This window comes from Massilia sp. S19_KUP03_FR1 (assembly GCF_036688685.1).
Lineage (GTDB): Bacteria > Pseudomonadota > Gammaproteobacteria > Burkholderiales > Burkholderiaceae_D > JALYUM01.
In genome coordinates this window covers 283,814-303,010 of sequence record NZ_JAQQPS010000002.1, presented here as the reverse complement: position 1 = coordinate 303,010, position 19,197 = coordinate 283,814, and the positions used below count along the sequence as shown (strand labels likewise).

Here is a 19,197-nt window from a genome sequence, read left to right as displayed (position 1 = left end):
ACACATGTCAACCGAGTCTTGCATGTCATGCCTGTCGCCACGCTGAAATACGGTTTGCGCTGGGGTCGATTACCATAGCTGCCGTGCCACGCAGAATTTTTCCCGTCGACTCACTGCAACGACAACTTCGTCTCATTCTCCAGAGCCCGCCACCCCAAACCCGCCACAAATAAACTGATGCATCGTTCCGCCCTCCTCTTCATTCTGTCGCTGCCGCTGTTCACAAGCTGCGCCCAGGCCGACACCGCCGCCGCCGCCCGCGCCCTGCTCGCCCAGGCCAAACAAGCCACCGGTGGCGCCGCCTGGGACCAGCTAACCAGCACCCGCCGTATCTACACCAACATCCTCGACAACGGCGAGACGGACGCCGGCAGTGAACTGACCGACCTGCAAAGCGGCCGCTACGCCGCCACCATCGCCACGCCGAATGGCCTGCCGCTGCGCTTCGGCTGGGACGGCAAGCGCTATTGGGAAAGCCAGTTCGGCATCAGCAACTACAAGCAAGCGTCCGAAGCCGATCTGGCCTTCATCAAGTGCCTGGGTCAGTGGTACGCGCGCTGCGGACCGGGCATATTCAGCATGGCCGGCCAGCGCCAGCATGGCGGCGCCAGCTACGGCGTAGTGCGCATCACGTCGCCGGCCCACAAACCCGTTGAATTCTGGATCAATCACGCGACCCGCCGCATCGAGCGACTGGCCTACGGCCCGGGCCTGCGCAATATGGTCGATTATGCCGACTTCCGCCAGGTGGGCGCCGTCCAGATCGCATTCGAGGAACGCACCACCTCACCCACCGGCACGCTCTTGATGCGCCTGTCACGCGTCGAGCTCAACGCAGCGGTGCCGGAGCAGGCTTGGACCAAGCCGGTGGACCGCCCGATCGAGGGCCTGGCTGGCCACCCGGACGGCGTCACCGTCGACCTCGACAAGTGCGGCGACCAGACCCATCTCTGCGTCCACACCATGCTCAACGGCAAAGGTCCGTTCCGCATGATGCTCGACAGCGGCGCCGCATTGAATGTGATGACGCCCGAAACGGCAGCGCGCCTGGGCGTCAAGGTGCAGGGCAAGGTGACGGTGCAAGGGACGTCGAACAGCACCAGCGCCGGCGCCCTGGCCAGCGTTGCACGCACCAGCCTGGACAGCCTGACCCAGGCCGGCCAGACTTTCGCTGTCCTCCCCATCGGGTACGAAGGCGCGGACGGCTTGCTGGGCTACCAATGGCTGCGCCAGGCCGTCACGCGCATCGACTGGGCCGCGCGCAAGCTCACGTTCTACGATCCGGCGAGCTATGTGTACCGCGGACCGGCGCAGCCGCGCCCGCTGGAATTCGTCGGCAACGTGCCCCGGGTCGAGGCGCGCATCGACGGCCATGCCGGCTGGTTCAACCTCGATACGGGTGACTTCGCGGGCGTGACCGTCAACCCGGCTTTTGCACGCGCGACCGGCCTCGACGTGGCGTATCCCAACGGTGAAGTCAGCCACTACGGCGGCATCGGCGGCGGCGCGCAGGCTTTGCTCACCCAGGCCAAATTGCTCGAGTTCGGCAATGCCAGCCTGCGCGGCCCGCAGTTGCAATTGTCGCGCCAGACCCGCGATTTGCTGTCGGCGCCCGGCCTTGCCGGCAACCTGGGGTATGCCGTGCTGCACCGGTTCGATATCGTGCTCGATTACCCGGGCAGCCGCATGTATTTCGAGCAGAACGCGCAGACGCCTTGCGGCGCCAATTGCGATAAAGCAGCGGATTGAATCGGGCCTGGACGATTGGCTGATACCAAGTTTAAGTGTAGTACCGAACCGAAAGGTATCGAATGCACAGGCAATCTGGTCGATCCGACGTGCATACCAACCAGGAGCCACCATGCCCACCGACTTCGACCGTAGCGACAACCTGCAGCGCCCGCCTCTCGGCGCCACCCAGGGCGCCATTTCCAAACCGCTGATCGTGACCGGCACCTTCGTCAGCCGGGTCGACAACACCGCGCGCGGCGAGCGGCCGCTGGACGCCAGCGCCTCCACCAGCAAGCATGGCCACGCGATCCATTTTCCCAACTGGCGCGCCGGCGCGCTGGCCCTCGAAGACAATCCTAACCTCGCGTTCGAACACTGGGACGAATACTGGCGCAAAGTCCACGGCCCCAAGTTTGCCTGGGACGAACCGGGCAGCTCCGGCGCGCTGGTGCTGCGCTACGACCAACTGCACCGCATCGCTTCCGGGCCGTCGTCATTCTTCGCGCCGCCCTATCGCGCCATGATCGACGCCTCCGGCAAGTTGCCGTCCGACCCGCACAAGCACGTGCCGGCGCTCCAGCGGCCACTCTGGGACGGCCTTGCGTACATCACCTACGCCGAACAGGAGGACATCGAAACGACGCTGCAACAGGAAAAATTCGCCGAGCGCATCATTGCGGACGAGCAGGTGGCATTTCGCATGGTCTCGCGCGAAATCACGCGCGAGTTCATCCTGATTCCCAGCGAACGCCACCGCGACGCCATCAGCCTGGTCCAAATCCACCACCGCAACCGCGAACTGTCGCGCGAGCAGTTCCAGCAGCGGCTGCTGCACGAGCACGCGCAACGCGTGCTGGCCGATCCGGCAACCACACAATTCGTGCGCCGCTACGCCCAGTTGCACAATATTGGCTCAACCCAGAAGGACCCGGAAGGCAGCAAGATCGATGCCGTTTCCATCTTCGCGTTCGCGTCGATGAACGACGTCGAGGATTACCTGGTCAGCGAAGGCCACGCCGCCATTGCCGCCGCCGAAGACGCTTTGTGCGGAGAAGGCTCGGAATGGTGGACAGCGCTGAACTACAGCGTGATCAACCGCCTGATGCCTGAAGTGGCAACAGTGCTGCCGGATGAATGCCGCGGGTGAGCCTTACTTCCAGTCGCCCCGCAGCGCCAGCACCTGCTCCTGCAAATACTCGGGCGTGGCCTGGTGCGGCGCGACCGGCTGGCCGACCGCCAGCGCCAGCCGCGAGCGCCAGCCGCGCGACAGCGAGCGCTCGAACAGATTCGCCTTGTCGCGCGTGAGCAGGCTGCCCCAGAGACCGCGCAAGGCCATCGGAATCACCGGTACCTTGCTGCGTTCGACGATCTTGGCCACGCCGCCACGAAACTCGTTGAGTTCGCCGGTACTGGTCAACCGCCCTTCCGGGAAAATGCAGACCAGCTCGCCTTCATGCAGGGCCCGCGCGATATCGACGTAGGCCTTTTCCATGATCCACGGATCTTCCTTGGCGGACGCAATCGGGATCGCCTTGGCGCTGCGGAACAGCCAGCCCAGCAGCGGCGTTTTAAAGATGCGGTAATCCATCACGAAGCGGATCGGGCGCGGGCTGGCTGCACCAATCACCAGCGCGTCGACGTACGACACGTGATTACAGACCAGCACGGCCGGCCCTTCATCCGGAATGCGCTGGCCGTCCACCGTGACCACGCGGTGAATGGTGTGGATCAACAGCCAGGCCATGAAGCGTACCAGGAATTCCGGCACCAGCGAGAAGATGTAGATGGCCACCAGGGCATTCAGGCAGGCGGTGATCAGGAACAGCTGGGGAATCGTGAAGCCGTAACCGAGCAGCGCGACCGCCATGCCGGCCGACACCACCATGAACAGCGCGTTCAGGATGTTCATGCCGGCAATCGTGCGCGAAATATGGGCCGGGTCGCAGCGGGTCTGGATCAACGCGAACAGCGGCACGATGAACAGGCCGCCGAACACGCCGATCAGCGTGATATCGGCCAGGATGCGCAGCGCGCCGGTTTGCGCCAGCAGGCCGGCCATCCCGACCGTGGCAGTGTTGGTGTAGCCCAGGCAGGCGAAATACAGGTCGATGCCGAACACGGTCAGGCCGATCGAGCCGAACGGCACCAGGCCAATTTCGACCTTGCCGCCGGATAGCTTTTCGCACAGCAGCGAACCGGCACCAACGCCGATCGAGAACACGATCAACAGCAGCACGAACACGTTATGGTCGCCGTGCAGATAATCCTTGGAGAACACAGGAAACTGCGACAGCACGACCGCTCCGTAAAACCAGAACCAGGAGTTGCCCAGCATCGACAGGAACACGGTGCGGTTCTTGCTCGAAAAGGCGATGTTGCGGAACGATTCGGCGACAAAATTGGCGCTGATTTTCAGGTCGGGCCGCGGCGCCGGCGAGAGCGGAATGCGGTAGCTGGCAAACAGGCCCAGCAGGGCCGAGAACAGCGTGCCGGCCGCCACCAGTTCCAGCCCCCATTGCTGCTGCATGACCAGCACGTCGCCCAGGATTTGCCCGATCAGGATGCCGACGAAGGTGCCCATCTCGATCATGCCGTTGCCGCCGACCAGTTCTTCGGTTTTCAGGTTTTGCGGCAGGTAGGCGTATTTCACCGGGCCGAACAGGGTCGAGTGGATGCCCATGCCGACCACGGCGGCGATCAGCAGCCACAGCGTGTGCGTCATCCAGCCGATGCCGGCGATGGCCATGATGGCGATCTCCAGCATTTTCACGTAGCGCGACAGGCGGGCTTTTTCGACCTTTTCGGCGATCTGGCCGGCGGTGGCCGAGAACAGCACGTAGGGCAGGATGAACAGGCCGGGAATCAGGTTGGTGATCAGCGACGGGGACATCGTCGTCCAGCTCAGAGCGTCGTAGGTCAGGCTGACCAGCAAGGCGGTCTTGAACAGGTTATCGTTGAAAGCGCCGAGGAACTGGGTCCAGAAGAACGGCGCGAAACGCTTTTGGGTCAGCAGGGAAAACTGGCTCGGATGGCTCATGCGGCGAATCTCGCAAAGGTGGTGTGAAGGGGCATACTAAGCGCTAGCTGAAATAAAGGCCATAGCCGGCGGGTACGGATGCCGGGTACGCCTCACCAGGACTGTCTGAACGCCATGCATCTGCACCGACTCGAAGAAGAAAGGTTCACCATGAAGCCAGTCAACATCATTCCTGAGGGTGCACTGAACGGGGTCCGGGTCATCGAAATGGGGCAGCTCATTGCCGGACCGTTTGCCGGCAAGACGCTGGGTGAATTCGGCGCTGACGTGATCAAGATCGAGGCGCCGGGCGCCGGCGACCCCTTGCGTAACTGGCGCCTGCTGAAAGACGGCACCTCGGTATGGTGGCAGGTGCAATCGCGCAACAAGCGCTCGCTTGCGCTCGACCTGCGCAGCCCCGAAGGCCAGGACATCGCGCGCAAACTGATTGCCGAAGCCGATGTGCTGATCGAGAATTTCCGGCCCGGCACGCTGGAAGGCTGGGGCATGGGCTGGGACGCATTGTCGGCGCTCAATCCTGGCCTGGTCATGCTGCGCATTTCCGGTTACGGCCAGACCGGCCCCTACCGCGACCTGCCCGGCTTCGGCGCCATCGGCGAGGCGCTCGGCGGGCTGCGCCACCTGACCGGCGAACCCGGCCGCGTCCCGGTGCGCTGCGGCGTGTCGATCGGCGACACGCTGGCAGCGCTGCACGGCACCATCGGCGTCCTGACCGCGCTCTACCACCGCAAAGTGAATGGTGGCGCCGGCCAGGTCATCGATGTCGCCTTGCATGAGGCAGTGTTCAACGTCATGGAGAGCCTGATTCCGGAATACAGTGCGTTCGGTGCGGTGCGCGAACCGGCCGGCAGCGCCCTGCCCGGAATTGCGCCGTCGAATGCCTACCGTTGCAGCGACGGCGTGGTGCTCATCGCCGGCAACGGCGACAGCATCTTTCGGCGCCTGATGCATGCCATCGGTCGCGCCGACCTGGGGTCCGACCTGACACTGGCCAACAACGCTGGTCGCGTGGCACGGGTGGCCGAAATCGATGCGGCGATCGGCGCCTGGACCACGACGCGGCAGGTTGCCGACGTGCTCGCCGTGCTTGGGGAGGCCAGAGTTCCGTCGGGCAAAGTGTACGATGCCAGGGACATCGCCGAGGATCCACATTACCGGGCGCGCGACATGATTCTGGCGCAAACCACGCGCGATGGCTTCGAGCTTGAGGTGCCCGGCATCGTGCCCAAGCTGCTCGGTACACCCGGCAGCGTGCGCTCGGCCGCGCCGCGGCTCGGTGAAGACACCGACCGTATCCTGCGCGAGATGGGCTTGAGCGAGCAGGACATCGCGACCCTGCGCAGCAAGGGGGTAGTGGCCTGACGGTGTGGGACTGCAGCAGATTGCGCTTCGTGCCCTTATCTGCGACATTATTCGCGCAAGCCAGCCGCGATCTTGCCAAACAGTTCCCGATCCGATGCGCCAATCGCGTACTGGTTGTAATCGCCGGCCGTGATCACCACCACCAAGTCAAGCGCCGGCACGATAAACAGGCGCTGCCCACCATTCCCAATGCCGCCATGCCAGCGCCGGCTCGCGCCCAGTGCGTCGACGCTACCGGCCCACCACTGGTAACCGTAATCGAGTCCGTCACCAGTAGGCGTGGGCGATTGCAGGGTGCGCTCGATCCAGGCTGCAGGCACGATTTGACGGCCCTGCCACTGGCCATGCTGCAGCACCAGGCGACCAAGCTTGGCCAGGTCCAGCGGGCGCAGGCGCAGACCGGCAAACGCCAGGGGGCGGCCGCGCATATCGTTGAGCCACTCCCATTCGGTGATCCCGAGCGGTTCGAACAATTCGCTGCGTGCATAGTCGCGCAGTGACATCCCGGTGCGATCGGCCAGCACCCGCGCAAGGAGCGCCGTGCCGCCCCCGTTATAGTTAAAAAGCGTGCCCGGCGCCGCTATCAGCGGTCGCTCGAGCACGTAACGCTCTTGCGATGTATGCCAGTAAAGGCCGAATTCGTCGTTGCCGAAGGTGTATGGCATGTGCTCATTCCACGCCAAACCGCTGCGCATATTGAACAAGTGCGCAAGCGTGATCGCTTCGCGCCCGGCGCCACCGGCCTGACGTTGTGCCGGAAACAAATCGAGCACCGGCGTACTGAGCGCAGGCATCTTGCCCGCGCCATCGGCAATGCCCCACAGCAGGCTGGTGACCGACTTGCTGATGGAACGGACATCGTGCAGGCGCGAGGCGTCGAAACTGGTCCGCCAGGGCAACAGGGAATAGATCGACGCATCCTTGCCACGTCGGTAGGCCTGTGCCACCACGGTCCCATGCCGCTCGATCACCAGCGCATGAAAGTTCGTTTCCGTCGTTGCAAAATCGGCCAGCGTGGCGCACAGCAGAGCGGCATCGAAGCCGGCCGCTTGTGCCCGCGCCGCATCGGCGCACGAGGCGACTGCTGGCTGCGCGCCTTGCGCGCACAGGTGGAACGCCAAACACAAGAACGCAAGAAACGATCGCATCATGCTCCTCCATCGGTCTGGTTTCGGATGACATTCTCCGGCGAAAGGCAACTGAGTGGCAAGCATAAGTTCGCCAGAATGCGGATACGCCAAAAGCGCACCTCTTCAGCTTTCTCTGCGCATACCTCCGTGTTCATTCATACGGTCACTGCCACAGACGAAACTGCACTGCACTTACGGAACAACTACAGCCGATTTCGCCGCCATCGCGAGCGCAATGGCAAGGCTCTGGTCCGGCGCCGCGCTCAGGTCGGGCTGCACGCCGGTGCCCTCCCAATCGCCGTGCGTGACCGGGCTGGTCATCCGACGGCTGGGCACGCTGGCCAGGAGGTGGGGATGGATGACGTAGCCGCGGGCACCATGCGCGCCACCACGGGTGGGCACGCCAATAACCACGGCCCGCTTGGCGGCCTGCAGCACATAAGCGAAGCTTTCGCCGGCGGAGAACGTGTCGTGGCTGACGAGCAGATAGACCGGCTTCTTTTTGCCGATGCGCAGGTCGCTGGCGATGGGCGAGGTCCAGATTGGACGCACCCGTCCGGTGCCGCGCATGATTTCGTCGAGCAGGTGAACAGGCTGGTCATCGAACAGATAGGAAGCCGCCAAGGTGGCCGATTCAATGCGCCCTCCGCCGTTTTCGCGCAGGTCGATAATGAGGGCTGCTGCGTCGCGCGTGGCCTGTAGCTCGGCTTCGATGCTCGGGCCGCAGGTCTCGATCTCGCCAAAGCTGTCGATGCGCAGGTAGGCGACATTACCCGCCAGGCGCTCGCTCTTCGGCAAGCCGAAATGGTTGGCGAATTCGCGCACGCGTGCGCTCGACACGCGCTGGTTCCAGGCGTCGACGCCGGCCCGCGTCATGTTCGACACGGCATGCGAGATCGGCGTGTCGACGGGATCGAGCGTTTTGTCCATATACAAGACCCCAGCATGCTCATCATGGGTAAGGGCCACGAGATCGATGGTCAGTTTTTCGGCCAGTTGTTCGGTGTCGAGCCCGTCGTAGCTGCGCCGGGCCAGGTGCAGGCGCAGCCCGGCCGCAACCTGGCGTCCGACCTCGGCAGAGACGTAATGCTGGTGCATGCGCTCGGCAAGGGTGTCAACAACGCGGGCAGTGTCTGCTTGCGCGAGCGGGGCGCCAGCGAAAACGAGCGCTGGGAAGAAGATCAGGCAGGCGCTGAACAGCGCGTCGATCAGGTGTCCGCGCGATTGTTTAGCCAGCAGGAAGATGCACTTCATCGTGAGGTCCTAACTCGATAGCAACAGTATGTCAGTAATTTTAAAATTATTATCAACAATGTAGCATTAAATTTTTCTATGATGTAGCATTTATAAGCTCCCCAATGTAGTAATTTTTTGGACTGCGAGTAGGGTCCACCGCCAGACTTAGAGGAAAAATGAAAACAAAATGGATCGTCATACCGTCTTTGCTGATGCTGACCGTGGCAGGCGCAATCGCCAGTCCCCCGCCCACGGTGGCGCTCAATCGTGCGACCCAACTGGAGGTCGTCGATATCTTGGTCGCCAAGCTCAATGCCAACTATGTGTTTCCAGACAAAGCCAAACAAATCGAGACGGTTTTGCGCCAACGCCAGCGCGAGGGCAAGTACGATGGGATCACGGACGGCGCCAAGCTGGCCGAACAGCTGTCGGATGACATGCAAGGCGTTGTTCACGACAAGCATATGCTGGTCGCTGTCAGCGCCGGCCCGGTGCCGCCCGACGATGCCATGCCGCCACCACCCCAGACCCGGGCAGCGTGGGAAAAACAGGTGCCGCCGGCGGTGCTCGCAAGGGTCCTCGCGTCCAACCTTGGCGTGGAAAAGGTTGATCACCTCAGTCCGAATATCGGCTACCTGCAGATTTCTTCGTTCGGGCCGGTTTTTCTGGTATCCGACAAGTTCGCTGCGGCGATGACTGAACTCGCTGACACCGATGGCCTCATCATTGATCTGCGCAACAACGGCGGCGGTGGGGGCGACTCCGTGGCGCTCCTGATCAGCTATCTGGTTGACCAGCGCACCCGTCTCAACGACACCTGGGAGCGTGCGACCGACCTCACCACGCAGTATTGGACGCAGGATAAGCTTGATGGCAAACGCTACGGTGGCAAAAAGCCGGTCGTCATCCTGGCAGGCGCGAATACGAAGTCCGCTGCCGAAGCATTCGTGTACACGATGCAAGCACTGAAACGTGCCACGGTGATTGGCGAGCGGACATGGGGCGGCGCCCACGCCGCGCGCCCTTATCGCCTTGCCGACCATTTTATTGCCGTGATACCGAGCCGACGCACCATCAGTCCCATTACCCATACCAACTGGGAGGGCGTGGGCGTCATGCCAGATATCGCGGCGACGCCGGACAACGCGCTCGCGGTGGCCAGGGCCCTGCTGCAGCGTCGACTTCAAGCAAGCGCTCCGGTTGTCGCCACAGGGCATTGACGGCGCCGCTGCGCGATCAGGCATGCCGGAGACATTTCGGCTTCGTCCAACGCCTCACAAGTGCGACGAGCGCCAGCCAAGTCACTATAAAATCGGATTTCCGATCAAATACCTTGGAGATAATATGAAGAGATTGCTTTCCATATTAGCGTTATTGATTGCCGCCGAGGCAAGCGCACATCACGGGTGGAGCGAGTACGACGATCAGCGGCCGTTGCGCCTGAGCGGCACCATCGAGGAATCCGGCTATGAGCATCCGCACGGCTTTGTGCGCCTGAAAACCGCCGACAAGACGTGGCTGGTGGTGCTGGCACCGCCGTCGCGTATGGAAAACCGCGGGCTGGCGCGCGCGCAACTGGCGAAAGGTACCACCGTTGCGGTCGAAGGCTATCCGAAGCGCGCCGACGCCAACGAACTGCGCGCTGAACGCATCACGGTGGGCCAGAAAACCACGGAGCTGCGCTGAATGTCAGTGTGGTCGACGGTGTTGACAATGCTCGACACGAGCGCAGTAGCCGCGGCAATGCGTGGCAGCACCTGGCTCTACCCTATCGTCGAAGTTGTGCATATAGTCGGGTTATCGGTGCTGGTAGGATCAGTCGCCATGTTTGACCTGCGTGTGCTCGGTTTCGGCCGTTCGGTCGCGGTGCAAGCGGCCGGGAGTATGCTGCTGCCGTGGTCAGCGATTAGCCTGTTTGCGATCGTTCCGGCCGGACTGCTGCTGTTTTCCGCCCACCCCCACGAACTTGCATTGAACCAGGTATTTCAGCTGAAACTGGTCCTGATCACGCTGGCCGGATTGAATGCCTTGAGCTTTCACCTGGGGGTCTACCGTACCGCAGCAAGGTGGAATGCCGGCGCGCCGGCCCTGGCGCAACTGCATGCCGCAGCATCGCTGGGATTATGGATAGGCGTAATCAGTTGCGGGCGCTTTCTTGCTTACACCTGAAGTACAGCGCGTGCTGCGGCGCTTTACACACCCGCCGCCGGCAGCGTCTGTGCAAACTGCGAGACGCCGTCCAGGTTGAACAACTCGACCTTCATCGCCTTGGTGCGCGGGTCTATATTGACTTCACCAAAGAACTGGTAACCGGCAAACGGCGAGGAATTCTGGATCAGCGGGCTTTTCGAAAATACCGCGGTGGGGCCGAAGGTCTTGTCGAGCACGCCCGGGCCGAAGGCGCCGGCATTCATCGGGCCGGCGACGAATTCCCAGAATGGCGAAAAGTTCGTGAAACGGGCCTGGGCCGGATCGTAATAATGGGCGGCGCAGTAGTGGACGTCGGTGGTGATCCAGACCACGTTGGGGACTGCCTTGATGCTGCTGAGCAGGCGCGCCATTTCGAGTTCGCGGCCGAGTGGCACGCCGTCGTTGCCGTTGGCGAGTGCTTCCCAGACGGCTTCACCCCGGGCGTTATTGCCGTCGCCGACGTTCAGGCCGATGGGCATGTCGGCCGAGATGACTTTCCAGGTGGCGGTGGAGGCCTTCAGCCTGGCGATCAGCCATTCCACCTGTTCACTACCCAGGAATGCCGAACTGGCGTCTTCGGCGGTTTGCAGGTTGGTGCTGTTCGGACCACGGTAGCTGCGCATGTCCAGCACGAATACGTCCAGCAGCGGGCCGTGCGAGATGGCGCGATAAATGCGCTGCGGTTCGCTTTGCTTGTAATAGCGCATGGGCGCATATTCGAGGAAGGCGCGCCGGCCGCGGGTGCTGAGGGTGGCAATGCTCTTTTCAGTGTACCGCGCATCAAGCGATAAATCTTTCGCGGCGCTGTAGTTGTTGGTCACTTCGTGATCGTCCCACTGCCAGACCTGCGGCACCTGGGCGGCGAACTTGCGGAAGTTCGCATCGAGCATGTTGTAGGCATGGCGGCCGCGGTATTCCTTCAACGTTTCCGCGACCTTGCTGACTTCTTCCGTGACCAGATTGCGCCAGAGTTTGCCGTTTTCCGCCGTTACCTGGGCCAGGATCGGGCCGTCGGCATAAATGGTGTCGCCGTTGTGGACGAAAAAGTCCGGGTCGCGCAAACGCATCGCTTCATAGATTTTCATCCCGCCAAATTCAGTGTTGATGCCCCAGCCCTGGCCGCACTGGTCGCCGCTCCAGTGAAACCGCACGGCCCGGCTTCCATCGGCAGGCGGCGTGGTCCTGAATTGACCAGAGATGGTTTCGCTCGAGATTCTCGAATTGTTCGGATCCACATAGCGCACGCGCACGAATACCGTCTGACCGGCGGGCAAGCCGCTCAGGTCGACACGAGTGGTGAAATCGGTGGCGTCGCTGGCATTCGGACCAACGATGCGGCTGGCGTTGTTGAAACGGTCGCTGGTATCGTATTCGACGATCATCTGCGCATTGCGGTCGCTGCGGCTCCAGATAATCGCCCGATCATCCGTGATGTCGCCGAACTGTATTCCCGACGGCATCTTGGGCCGTTCGTTCTCGCTGACACCGATTGCCGTATGGCTGATGCTGCTGCCGCAGCCCCCCAGCAGCAGGGAGCCGCCGAATGCCGAACTGCCCACCAATACCCCACCCCGGGACAGGAAACTGCGACGCGAAATCGATGAACCCATGCTTGCTCCGATCATTCAAGACCGGGCAAGCTTAGGTTTTTAATATGACACGACGATGAAATCGTCAACGGAACGGGGAGCAATCAGAACACGACGCCGGCCACCAGGATGATGTTGGCATACGGCGTGCACTCGCCCGTGCGCACGACCGCGCGCGCGTGCGCGCACAAGCGCTTGAATTCGGCATGCGGGACGGCGCTGCGTCCGGGCAGATCGAGCGCCGCGATGGCGCCGGCAACCACCGGATTGTTCTCTGCCAGCTCGTCGGCCAGCAGGTGGCGTTCGACCTGCATTTCCGCCAGCACCGTGGTCAGCGTCTGCATAAAGCCAGGCACGCCGCGCGTGAGCGCCAGGTCGATCACCGGCACGCCCGGGGGTACCGGCAGGCCGGCGTCGCCGATGACGACCATGTCGCCATGGCCGAGCGAAGCGATCAGTTGCGACAGGGCGATATTGAGGAGCAGGCCTTTTTTCATGGCAGTTCCAGTTCATGCAGGTAGGGGATGGAGGTCTGGGCGCCGTGGCGCGTCACGCCGATGGCGGCGGCGCGCTGGCCCAGGTCGATCGCGGCAGCCGGGCTCAAGCCCGCTGCCAGCGCGGCGACGAAGCCGCCAATAAACGTGTCGCCGGCGGCCGTGGTGTCGATGGCGTTGACCGCGCGCGCCGGGAATGCGTCGCTGCCATCGTCGAAGGCCGCATGCACGCCCTGCGCGCCGAGCGTGACGATCACGTTGCGGCAGCCCAGCGCCTGCAGCGCCGCGGCGCTGGCGGCATGGCCATCCGTGCCCGGTGCGCGCCCAAGCAGCATGGCCGCTTCGATCTCGTTCGGAATCAAATAATCGACGTGGGCCAGTACGGCTGCCGGCAGGATCGCCGCCGGGGCCGGATTGAGCACCACCGTCTTGCCCAGGCCGTGCGCGAGCGCGATTGCGTGCCGCACCGTGTCCGCTGGCGTTTCCAGCTGCAGCACCACGATGCTGGCGCGCGCGATCAGCGGCAGCGCGGCGTCGATGTGCGCCGGGCTGAGCAGATCGTTGGCGCCGCCGGCGATCACGATGCTGTTCTGGCCGCTGGCGTCGACCAGGATCGAGGCAATCCCGGACGCCACGCCCGGCAAGGTGGTGACGTGGCTGACGTCGACGCCGTCGGCGACCAGCGCCGCGCGCAGGGTCTGGCCGAAGGCGTCGTCGCCCAGGCAGCCGACCATTGCCACCGGCTGGCCGTTGACGGCGCCGCGCGACAGGCGCGCGCAAGCCACCGCCTGGTTGGCGCCCTTGCCGCCGGGGATGGTCTGGAAGGCGCCGCCGGTCAGCGTTTCGCCGGGCAGCGGCATGCGCGGCACGCGCAGAACGAGGTCCATATTGATGCTGCCAATGACGACGATCATGATGAAATTCCTGAAAAAGTTGCGGGCGCAAGACTCGACTCGCGCACCATGAGTATGGGGGGAATGCGGCGCTGTTGCAGGGGCCGGCCCGGCTCGGCAATGCGCGCCAGCAGGCAGTCGGCCGTGATATTGCCCAGCGCGCGCGTGCCCTGCGACACGCTCGAGAGCGCAGGATGGACGAACTGGGCCAGGTCGATATCGTCGAAGCCGACCACGGCCAGTTGCGCCGGTACGGCGATGCCCAGTTCGGCGGCGGCGCGCAGCGCGCCGATCGCCATCATGTCGTTGCAGCAGAACAGTGCGTCGGGGCGCTGCGCTGCCGGACCGGCCAGCAAACGCAGCGCGGCCGCATAGCCGCTGGCGCTGCTGAAGTCGCCAAAGTCGCACAAGCTGTCGTCCAGTTGGCCGTCCAGCGCCAGGCGCAGGCCGTCGATGCGCTGGTTCGATACCTCCAGCTCGCGCGGCCCGCCGATGCAGCCGATGCGGCGCCGCCCGAGCGCCAGCAGGTGGCGCCCGGCCAGTTCGCCACCGGCAAGATTGTCGATGCCGACCACATCGTTCTCCAGCCCGTCCGGCGCACGGTCGAGGAACACGGCCGGCACGCGCCGCTGGCGCAGCAAGGCGCCGTCAGTCTGCGCCAGCGCCGCCATGATCAGCCCGTCACAGCGCTTGGTCAGCAGCACGTTCAGGTAGGCCAGCTGCTTGGCCGGGTCGTCGTCCGAATTGCACAGGATGACGCTGTAACCGGCCGCGTAGCAGCTGTCTTCGATGCCGCGCGCCACCTCCGAAAAATACGGATTGGTGTTGTTCGGGATGATCAGGCCGATGGTGCCGGTGACCTGGCTGCGCAGCGAGCGCGCGAGCGCACTGGGCACGTAATGCAGCGTTGCGGCGGCCGCCAGCACGCGCTCGCGCGCGGCCGGACTGACCGGGCGCGTGTCGTTGAGCACGTGCGAGACGGTGGTGTAGGACACCCCGGCGGCCAGCGCCACCTCTTTGATCGTTGCCATGGGGCCTGGCGCTGGGTCAGGCGCGCTCGCCGCGGCGGCGGTAGGTGTCGAGCACCACGGCAGCGACAATCACCAGACCGGTGACAATCCGTTTCATCGGCTCGGACACGCCGATCTGCGCCAGCCCGGCTTCCAGCACCGAGATGATCAGCACGCCAATGAAGGTGGCGTAGACCGAGCCGCGCCCACCCATCAGGCTGGTGCCGCCGATGACCACCGCGGCAATCACCTGCAACTCCATGCCAACGCCGCCATTCGGGTCGGCCGCTTCCAGGCGCGACACCTGGAACAGCGCACCGAGCCCGGCCAGCATGCCCATCAAGGCAAATACCAGCACCTTGGGCGGACGCGGATTGATGCCCGACAGGCGCACCGCTTCCTCGTTGGTACCGATGCCGATCCACTGGCGGCCCAGCACGGTCTTGGTCAGCACCAGCTGGCCGACGATCACCACCACGATGGCGATCAAAAAGGCCGGCGACATGCCGAGCAAAATCGGCGTGCTGATACCTTCCACGGCGCTGCCGATGTACTCGGTGCGCGAATCGGTGACCTGGTAAGCCATCCCGCGCGCCATCTCCAGTACGCCCAGCGAGACGATGAACGAGGGGATGCGCCAGCCGACCGAAATCATGCCGGTGATGGTGCCGCACAGCGCGCCGACCAGGATGCCCAGCAGCGCGCCGGCATACACCGGCCAGCCCCAGCGTACCGTCGCCATCGACAGGAAGGAGGCGGCCAGCGCCAGCACCGAACCGACTGACAGGTCGATGCCGCCGATGATCAGGACGAAGGTCATGCCGACCGCCATCACCATCAGCGTGGGAATATTATTGGCCAGGGTGCCGAGCGTCCCCAGCGTGAAAAAGTTTTCGCTCAGGTAGCCGAACAGGCAGCACATCAGCACCAGTGCGCCGATCAGGCCGCCGTAGTTCTTCAGGTCGGCCATGCTGCGTTTCAAATAAGTGGTAGGCATAAAGTCTTTCCAGCTGCGTCAGGCAGCAGCTGTTGAATGGTCGGAATTGTTCAGATAGCCGCTGAAGGCGGCCGTCAGCAGCTGGTCCTGGCTCCAGGCGCCGCGCTCGAAGGTGTCGACGATGCGCCCGGCGCTCATGACGGCGATGCGGTCGCAAATGAGCATCAGCTCGCGCAGGTCGGAGGAGACGATGACCAGTCCCCTGCCCTGGCGAGCCAGGTCGGCCAGCACGTTATAAATGTCGAACTTGGCGCCGATATCGATGCCGCGGGTGGGTTCGTCGAACAGCATCACCGGGCAGTCGCGGTTGAGCCAGCGGGCAATCACCACCTTTTGCTGGTTGCCGCCGGACAGTTCGGCCACCAGTTGCCCGCTGTCGCGCGAGCGCACGCCCAGTTTCGTGATGTAGTCGTCGGCGATGGCGCCTTCGCGTGCGTGGTCGAGCCAGCCGGCCGTGCTCACCGTGCCCAGCCGGGCCAATGTCGTGTTGACGGCGATCGACTGGCGCAGCAGCAGGCCCTGCCCCTTGCGGTCTTCGGTCACCATGGCGATGCCGGCTTGCACGGCCGACTTGGGCGAACCGATGTCGGCGGCATCAAGCTGGTCGCCCACCAGTACTGCGCCGCTGTCGGCCTGGTCGGCGCCGAAAATCAGGCGCAGCAGTTCGGTACGGCCCGAGCCGATCAGGCCGGCGATGCCGAGAATTTCGCCGGCGCGCAGGTCGAACGAGGTCGGATGCACGACGCCGCTGCGGCCCAGATCGCGCACGCGCAGCAGCGGCGCGCCAATGGTGCGGCCGGACAGGTCGATGTCAGCGTCGGCGGCGCGGCCCACCATCAGGCGCACCAGGTCGGCGCTGCTGTAACCGGCGATGGCGTCGTCGCACACCAGGTCGCCATCGCGCAGCACGGCGATGCGGTCGGCCACGCGTTTCAATTCTTCGAGGCGGTGAGAAATATAGATGATCGCCACGCCCTCGGCTTTCAGGCGCGCCACCTGGGCGAACAGCAGCTCGACTTCGCGGTGGGTCAGCATCGCGGTCGGCTCGTCGAGGATCAGCAAGCGGCAGGTGCCGATCAGGTTGCGGGCGATCTCGATCATTTGCTGGTGACCGATGCCGAGCTGGCCCACCGGCGTCCACGGATCGATGCCGGTCAGCCCGACCTTGTCCATCTGGATGCGCGCATCGCGCTCGAGGCGGTCGCGCGCGATCCAGCCGAAGCGGTGCGGCAACTGGTTCAGGTACAGGTTCTCGGCAATCGACAGGGTCGGAATCAAATTCAGTTCCTGCATCACCATGCGGATACCGAGCGCTTCGGCGGCAGTGCGCGAAGCCGGCTGGTAGGGCTGGCCGTCGAGCAGCATGGTGCCCGTCGTGGCCGCCTCCAGCCCGCAGACGATCTTCGAGAGCGTGCTTTTGCCGGCGCCGTTCTCGCCGGTCAGCGCCAGCACTTCGCCGCCGCGCACGGACAGCAGCACGTCGCGCAGCACTGGCGCGACATAGGTCTTGCCGATGCCGGATAGCGCCAGCAGCGGGATGTCGCTGGCGACACCCGCATTCAGATCATGGGTCATACGGAACTCCGGAACAATCGGGAAACAGGATACGGCGCCAGCGGCGGCAGCGCGTGGCGGCGCCGCTGGCCGGCAGCTTATTTGCTGTCTTTGGTCACCAGTGCGACCTTGGTCTCGATCATGCCGCCCATGGTGGCCTGAGTTTTCTTCTCGCCCAGCGCGAAGAGCACACTTTCGATGCCGAACACGGCTTGCTGCGAGCCGAACTGGTCGACGGTCGCCAGCACGCGGCCATCGGCCAGCATCGGTTTGATGGCGTTGATGTTGTCGTAGCCGATCACCTTGACTTTGCCGACCTTGCCGGCCGCCTTGATGGCAGAGACGGCGCCGATCGCCATATTGTCGTTACCGCACAGCAGCGCCGTGATGTTTGGATTGGCGTTCAGCATTGCTGCCGCAACGGTGTTACCCGGCGCAATTTCCCACTGACCCGACTGGACCCCGACGACCTTGGCGCCGGCTGCTTTCATCGCGTCCTGGAAGCCCAGTGTGCGCTGTTGCGCGTTGAAGGTGGTGGAGACGCCTTCGATGATGCCGACCTGGTCGCCGGCCTTGATCTGCTTGCCGAGGAAGTCGCCGGCCAGCTTGGCGCCCTTGCGGTTGTCAGGACCGACGAACGGCACCGAAAAACCCTTCTCTTTCAGCGCGGCATCGTCGAGCTTGTTGTCGATGTTGACCACGAGGATGCCCGCATCGACTGCTTTCTTGAGGACCGGCACCAGCGCTTTCGAATCGGCAGGCGCGATCACCAGCGCGTTGACCTTCGAGACGATCATCTGCTCAACCAGCTTGATCTGGGCCGCGGTATCGGTTTCGTTCTTGATGCCATTGGCGATCAGGTCGTACTTGGCAGCGTTGGCTTTCTGGTGCGCCTTGGCGCCGTTTTCCATGGTCAGGAAAAACTCGTTGGCCAGCGACTTCATCACCAGCGCGACCTTTGGCTTGGCTGCAGTTTGTGCCATGGCAGGAACGGCAGGCAGCGCGCACACGAGGATGGAGGCGGCGATCAGTTTCAGGCGGGTACGGGCAGTTTTCAAGGTGTGTCTCCAGAGAATGCAAGCACGTCTGAGGGTGCTTGTCGGGTATTTACGTGGGATAGAAACCAGCGCGCAAACGTTTGCGCGGTTGAATGATAGTACACCGACCACGAAATGAAAAGCGCTTCAAATGGGTGGGATGCGCCGTCTGCCCGCTGCGCACGGTGCGCGGAAACGGTCGTTCAGGATGCTCTCGTACAGTGGCAAAAGTGAAAAGGTATTAAAACTACATACTTCACGAAAGATGCGCTCACTTGAAAATCGCGCTGATCAAAAATCTTCCACTCAGGCACACGAAGGCAGTAGGTATATTTTCCTGCCACGTAACAAAAGTACCTTACCAAGCTGCTCGCGCATGCGCGTGATGGACGACCGGGCGGCGACCATTTTTAGTCAACGACTGGAGCAGACATGAACAAGAAGAATTGCGCTGACGGGATGAAGTAAGCGGACGCGCGGGAGGCTGGGATGGCTGGGATGAGTACCAAAGCGGTGTCGCTGTTGGTTGATAGCGACGATGCTATGTGCTGCCTTCAGCCGCCTTGAGTATGCAGTTCGACAACTTGTCGAAGTGAACAAGCGCTGCCTGCGTCAGCTCGACTTGTTTGCGCCGCGTATCCTCGGTGTCCGAAAGCAGGATCCACCCCTTCTCTCTCATGGATTTAAGTCGGGTATGGATGGTGGCGGGCGCGCCAAGCTCGCCTTGTCCCATCATGTCGCGCACAGACAAGCGATCCCGGTCATGCCCCGCCCTGGCGACGAGGGCAAGAATGCGTTCTTCCAGGGGATCCAATGGGGGCAAAGATGGCAGTCCCCGCAAAACCTCCGCAAGTTGCAAGAAACGCAAGTAGATGTCAGCGGGACGGGTGTTTTTCATGCCATAACAAGATGGTTGATTGCAAATGTAGATGGATAG

Annotated in this window: 17 protein-coding genes; 6 read left to right on the top strand and 11 right to left on the bottom strand. The window is 63.3% G+C overall.

Annotation, left to right across the window (positions count from 1 at the left end; all coding sequences use genetic code 11):
- Nucleotides 1-177 precede the first annotated feature (177 nt).
- Complete coding sequence (locus tag V6M87_RS03070) at nt 178-1,749, top strand: retropepsin-like aspartic protease (RefSeq protein ID WP_332848254.1); 1,572 nt, start codon at nt 178-180, stop codon at nt 1,747-1,749.
- Between the two features lie 112 nt (nt 1,750-1,861).
- On the top strand, nt 1,862-2,878 hold the full coding sequence (locus tag V6M87_RS03065) for an EthD domain-containing protein (RefSeq protein ID WP_332848253.1): 1,017 nt from the start codon (nt 1,862-1,864) through the stop codon (nt 2,876-2,878).
- A gap of 3 nt (nt 2,879-2,881) precedes the next feature.
- On the opposite strand, the gene V6M87_RS03060 is transcribed toward V6M87_RS03065, so the two are convergent.
- Nucleotides 2,882-4,768, bottom strand: coding sequence for an MFS transporter (locus V6M87_RS03060; RefSeq protein ID WP_332848252.1), 1,887 nt, complete (start codon nt 4,766-4,768; stop codon nt 2,882-2,884).
- Between the two features lie 150 nt (nt 4,769-4,918).
- Here V6M87_RS03060 and V6M87_RS03055 point away from each other — a divergent pair, with 150 nt between their 5' ends.
- Nucleotides 4,919-6,130 carry a CaiB/BaiF CoA transferase family protein gene (locus V6M87_RS03055; protein ID WP_332848251.1) on the top strand — a complete coding sequence of 404 codons (1,212 nt, stop codon included), beginning with the start codon at nt 4,919-4,921 and terminating at the stop codon, nt 6,128-6,130.
- Nucleotides 6,131-6,177: 47 nt separating this feature from the next.
- On the opposite strand, the gene V6M87_RS03050 is transcribed toward V6M87_RS03055, so the two are convergent.
- Nucleotides 6,178-7,281: a serine hydrolase domain-containing protein gene (locus V6M87_RS03050; protein WP_332848250.1), complete on the bottom strand. Its 1,104-nt coding sequence runs from the start codon at nt 7,279-7,281 to the stop codon at nt 6,178-6,180.
- Between the two features lie 171 nt (nt 7,282-7,452).
- Entirely contained in the window at nt 7,453-8,514 is a 1,062-nt protein-coding gene (locus V6M87_RS03045; protein WP_332848249.1) for a S41 family peptidase, read from the bottom strand.
- A gap of 158 nt (nt 8,515-8,672) precedes the next feature.
- Between V6M87_RS03045 and V6M87_RS03040 the strand changes: the two genes are divergently transcribed.
- The 3 genes from V6M87_RS03040 (at nt 8,673) to V6M87_RS03030 (ending at nt 10,665) form a co-directional block, all read left to right on the top strand.
- The gene (locus tag V6M87_RS03040; protein WP_332848248.1) at nt 8,673-9,716 is read left to right on the top strand and encodes a S41 family peptidase; all 1,044 of its coding nucleotides are present in this window, start codon (nt 8,673-8,675) and stop codon (nt 9,714-9,716) included.
- Nucleotides 9,717-9,840: 124 nt separating this feature from the next.
- Nucleotides 9,841-10,182, top strand: coding sequence for a DUF6152 family protein (locus V6M87_RS03035; RefSeq protein ID WP_332848247.1), 342 nt, complete (start codon nt 9,841-9,843; stop codon nt 10,180-10,182).
- Between the two features lie 27 nt (nt 10,183-10,209).
- Nucleotides 10,210-10,665 carry a DUF6644 family protein gene (locus V6M87_RS03030; RefSeq protein ID WP_332848246.1) on the top strand — a complete coding sequence of 152 codons (456 nt, stop codon included), beginning with the start codon at nt 10,210-10,212 and terminating at the stop codon, nt 10,663-10,665.
- A 23-nt stretch (nt 10,666-10,688) separates the two neighbouring features.
- Here V6M87_RS03030 and V6M87_RS03025 read toward each other — a convergent pair whose 3' ends face one another.
- From V6M87_RS03025 to V6M87_RS02990, 8 genes are all read right to left on the bottom strand, one after another.
- On the bottom strand, nt 10,689-12,296 hold the full coding sequence (locus tag V6M87_RS03025; RefSeq protein ID WP_332848245.1) for an alkaline phosphatase D family protein: 1,608 nt from the start codon (nt 12,294-12,296) through the stop codon (nt 10,689-10,691).
- A gap of 83 nt (nt 12,297-12,379) precedes the next feature.
- Nucleotides 12,380-12,772 (bottom strand): D-ribose pyranase, encoded by a 393-nt coding sequence (gene rbsD, locus V6M87_RS03020; RefSeq protein ID WP_332848244.1) that lies wholly within the window; start codon nt 12,770-12,772, stop codon nt 12,380-12,382.
- A complete protein-coding gene (gene rbsK, locus V6M87_RS03015; protein ID WP_332848243.1) occupies nt 12,769-13,683 on the bottom strand; it encodes a ribokinase in 915 nt (304 codons plus the stop codon). The genes rbsD and rbsK overlap by 4 nt, the downstream gene beginning before the upstream one ends.
- Nucleotides 13,680-14,693 carry a LacI family DNA-binding transcriptional regulator gene (locus V6M87_RS03010; protein WP_332848242.1) on the bottom strand — a complete coding sequence of 338 codons (1,014 nt, stop codon included), beginning with the start codon at nt 14,691-14,693 and terminating at the stop codon, nt 13,680-13,682. Before V6M87_RS03010 ends, rbsK begins: the two co-directional genes overlap by 4 nt.
- Before the next feature lie 16 nt (nt 14,694-14,709).
- On the bottom strand, nt 14,710-15,669 hold the full coding sequence (locus V6M87_RS03005; protein WP_332848241.1) for an ABC transporter permease: 960 nt from the start codon (nt 15,667-15,669) through the stop codon (nt 14,710-14,712).
- Nucleotides 15,670-15,687: 18 nt separating this feature from the next.
- A complete protein-coding gene (locus tag V6M87_RS03000; RefSeq protein ID WP_332848240.1) occupies nt 15,688-17,244 on the bottom strand; it encodes a sugar ABC transporter ATP-binding protein in 1,557 nt (518 codons plus the stop codon).
- 77 nt (nt 17,245-17,321) lie between these two features.
- On the bottom strand, nt 17,322-18,281 hold the full coding sequence (locus V6M87_RS02995; RefSeq protein ID WP_442920543.1) for a sugar ABC transporter substrate-binding protein: 960 nt from the start codon (nt 18,279-18,281) through the stop codon (nt 17,322-17,324).
- A gap of 520 nt (nt 18,282-18,801) precedes the next feature.
- Nucleotides 18,802-19,158, bottom strand: coding sequence for a winged helix-turn-helix domain-containing protein (locus V6M87_RS02990; protein WP_332848239.1), 357 nt, complete (start codon nt 19,156-19,158; stop codon nt 18,802-18,804).
- Nucleotides 19,159-19,197 lie beyond the last annotated feature (39 nt).

What these genes read in the sequence shown, in the direction of transcription:
- V6M87_RS03070 (WP_332848254.1), top strand. Translation starts at nt 178, where the DNA reads ATGCATCGTTCCGCCCTCCTCTTCATTCTGTCGCTGCCGCTGTTCACA.
- V6M87_RS03065 (WP_332848253.1), top strand. Translation starts at nt 1,862, where the DNA reads ATGCCCACCGACTTCGACCGTAGCGACAACCTGCAGCGCCCGCCTCTC.
- V6M87_RS03060 (WP_332848252.1), bottom strand. Translation starts at nt 4,768, where the DNA reads ATGAGCCATCCGAGCCAGTTTTCCCTGCTGACCCAAAAGCGTTTCGCG.
- V6M87_RS03055 (WP_332848251.1), top strand. Translation starts at nt 4,919, where the DNA reads ATGAAGCCAGTCAACATCATTCCTGAGGGTGCACTGAACGGGGTCCGG.
- V6M87_RS03050 (WP_332848250.1), bottom strand. Translation starts at nt 7,281, where the DNA reads ATGATGCGATCGTTTCTTGCGTTCTTGTGTTTGGCGTTCCACCTGTGC.
- V6M87_RS03045 (WP_332848249.1), bottom strand. Translation starts at nt 8,514, where the DNA reads ATGAAGTGCATCTTCCTGCTGGCTAAACAATCGCGCGGACACCTGATC.
- V6M87_RS03040 (WP_332848248.1), top strand. Translation starts at nt 8,673, where the DNA reads ATGAAAACAAAATGGATCGTCATACCGTCTTTGCTGATGCTGACCGTG.
- V6M87_RS03035 (WP_332848247.1), top strand. Translation starts at nt 9,841, where the DNA reads ATGAAGAGATTGCTTTCCATATTAGCGTTATTGATTGCCGCCGAGGCA.
- V6M87_RS03030 (WP_332848246.1), top strand. Translation starts at nt 10,210, where the DNA reads ATGCTCGACACGAGCGCAGTAGCCGCGGCAATGCGTGGCAGCACCTGG.
- V6M87_RS03025 (WP_332848245.1), bottom strand. Translation starts at nt 12,296, where the DNA reads ATGGGTTCATCGATTTCGCGTCGCAGTTTCCTGTCCCGGGGTGGGGTA.
- rbsD (WP_332848244.1), bottom strand. Translation starts at nt 12,772, where the DNA reads ATGAAAAAAGGCCTGCTCCTCAATATCGCCCTGTCGCAACTGATCGCT.
- rbsK (WP_332848243.1), bottom strand. Translation starts at nt 13,683, where the DNA reads ATGATCGTCGTCATTGGCAGCATCAATATGGACCTCGTTCTGCGCGTG.
- V6M87_RS03010 (WP_332848242.1), bottom strand. Translation starts at nt 14,693, where the DNA reads ATGGCAACGATCAAAGAGGTGGCGCTGGCCGCCGGGGTGTCCTACACC.
- V6M87_RS03005 (WP_332848241.1), bottom strand. Translation starts at nt 15,669, where the DNA reads ATGCCTACCACTTATTTGAAACGCAGCATGGCCGACCTGAAGAACTAC.
- V6M87_RS03000 (WP_332848240.1), bottom strand. Translation starts at nt 17,244, where the DNA reads ATGACCCATGATCTGAATGCGGGTGTCGCCAGCGACATCCCGCTGCTG.
- V6M87_RS02990 (WP_332848239.1), bottom strand. Translation starts at nt 19,158, where the DNA reads ATGAAAAACACCCGTCCCGCTGACATCTACTTGCGTTTCTTGCAACTT.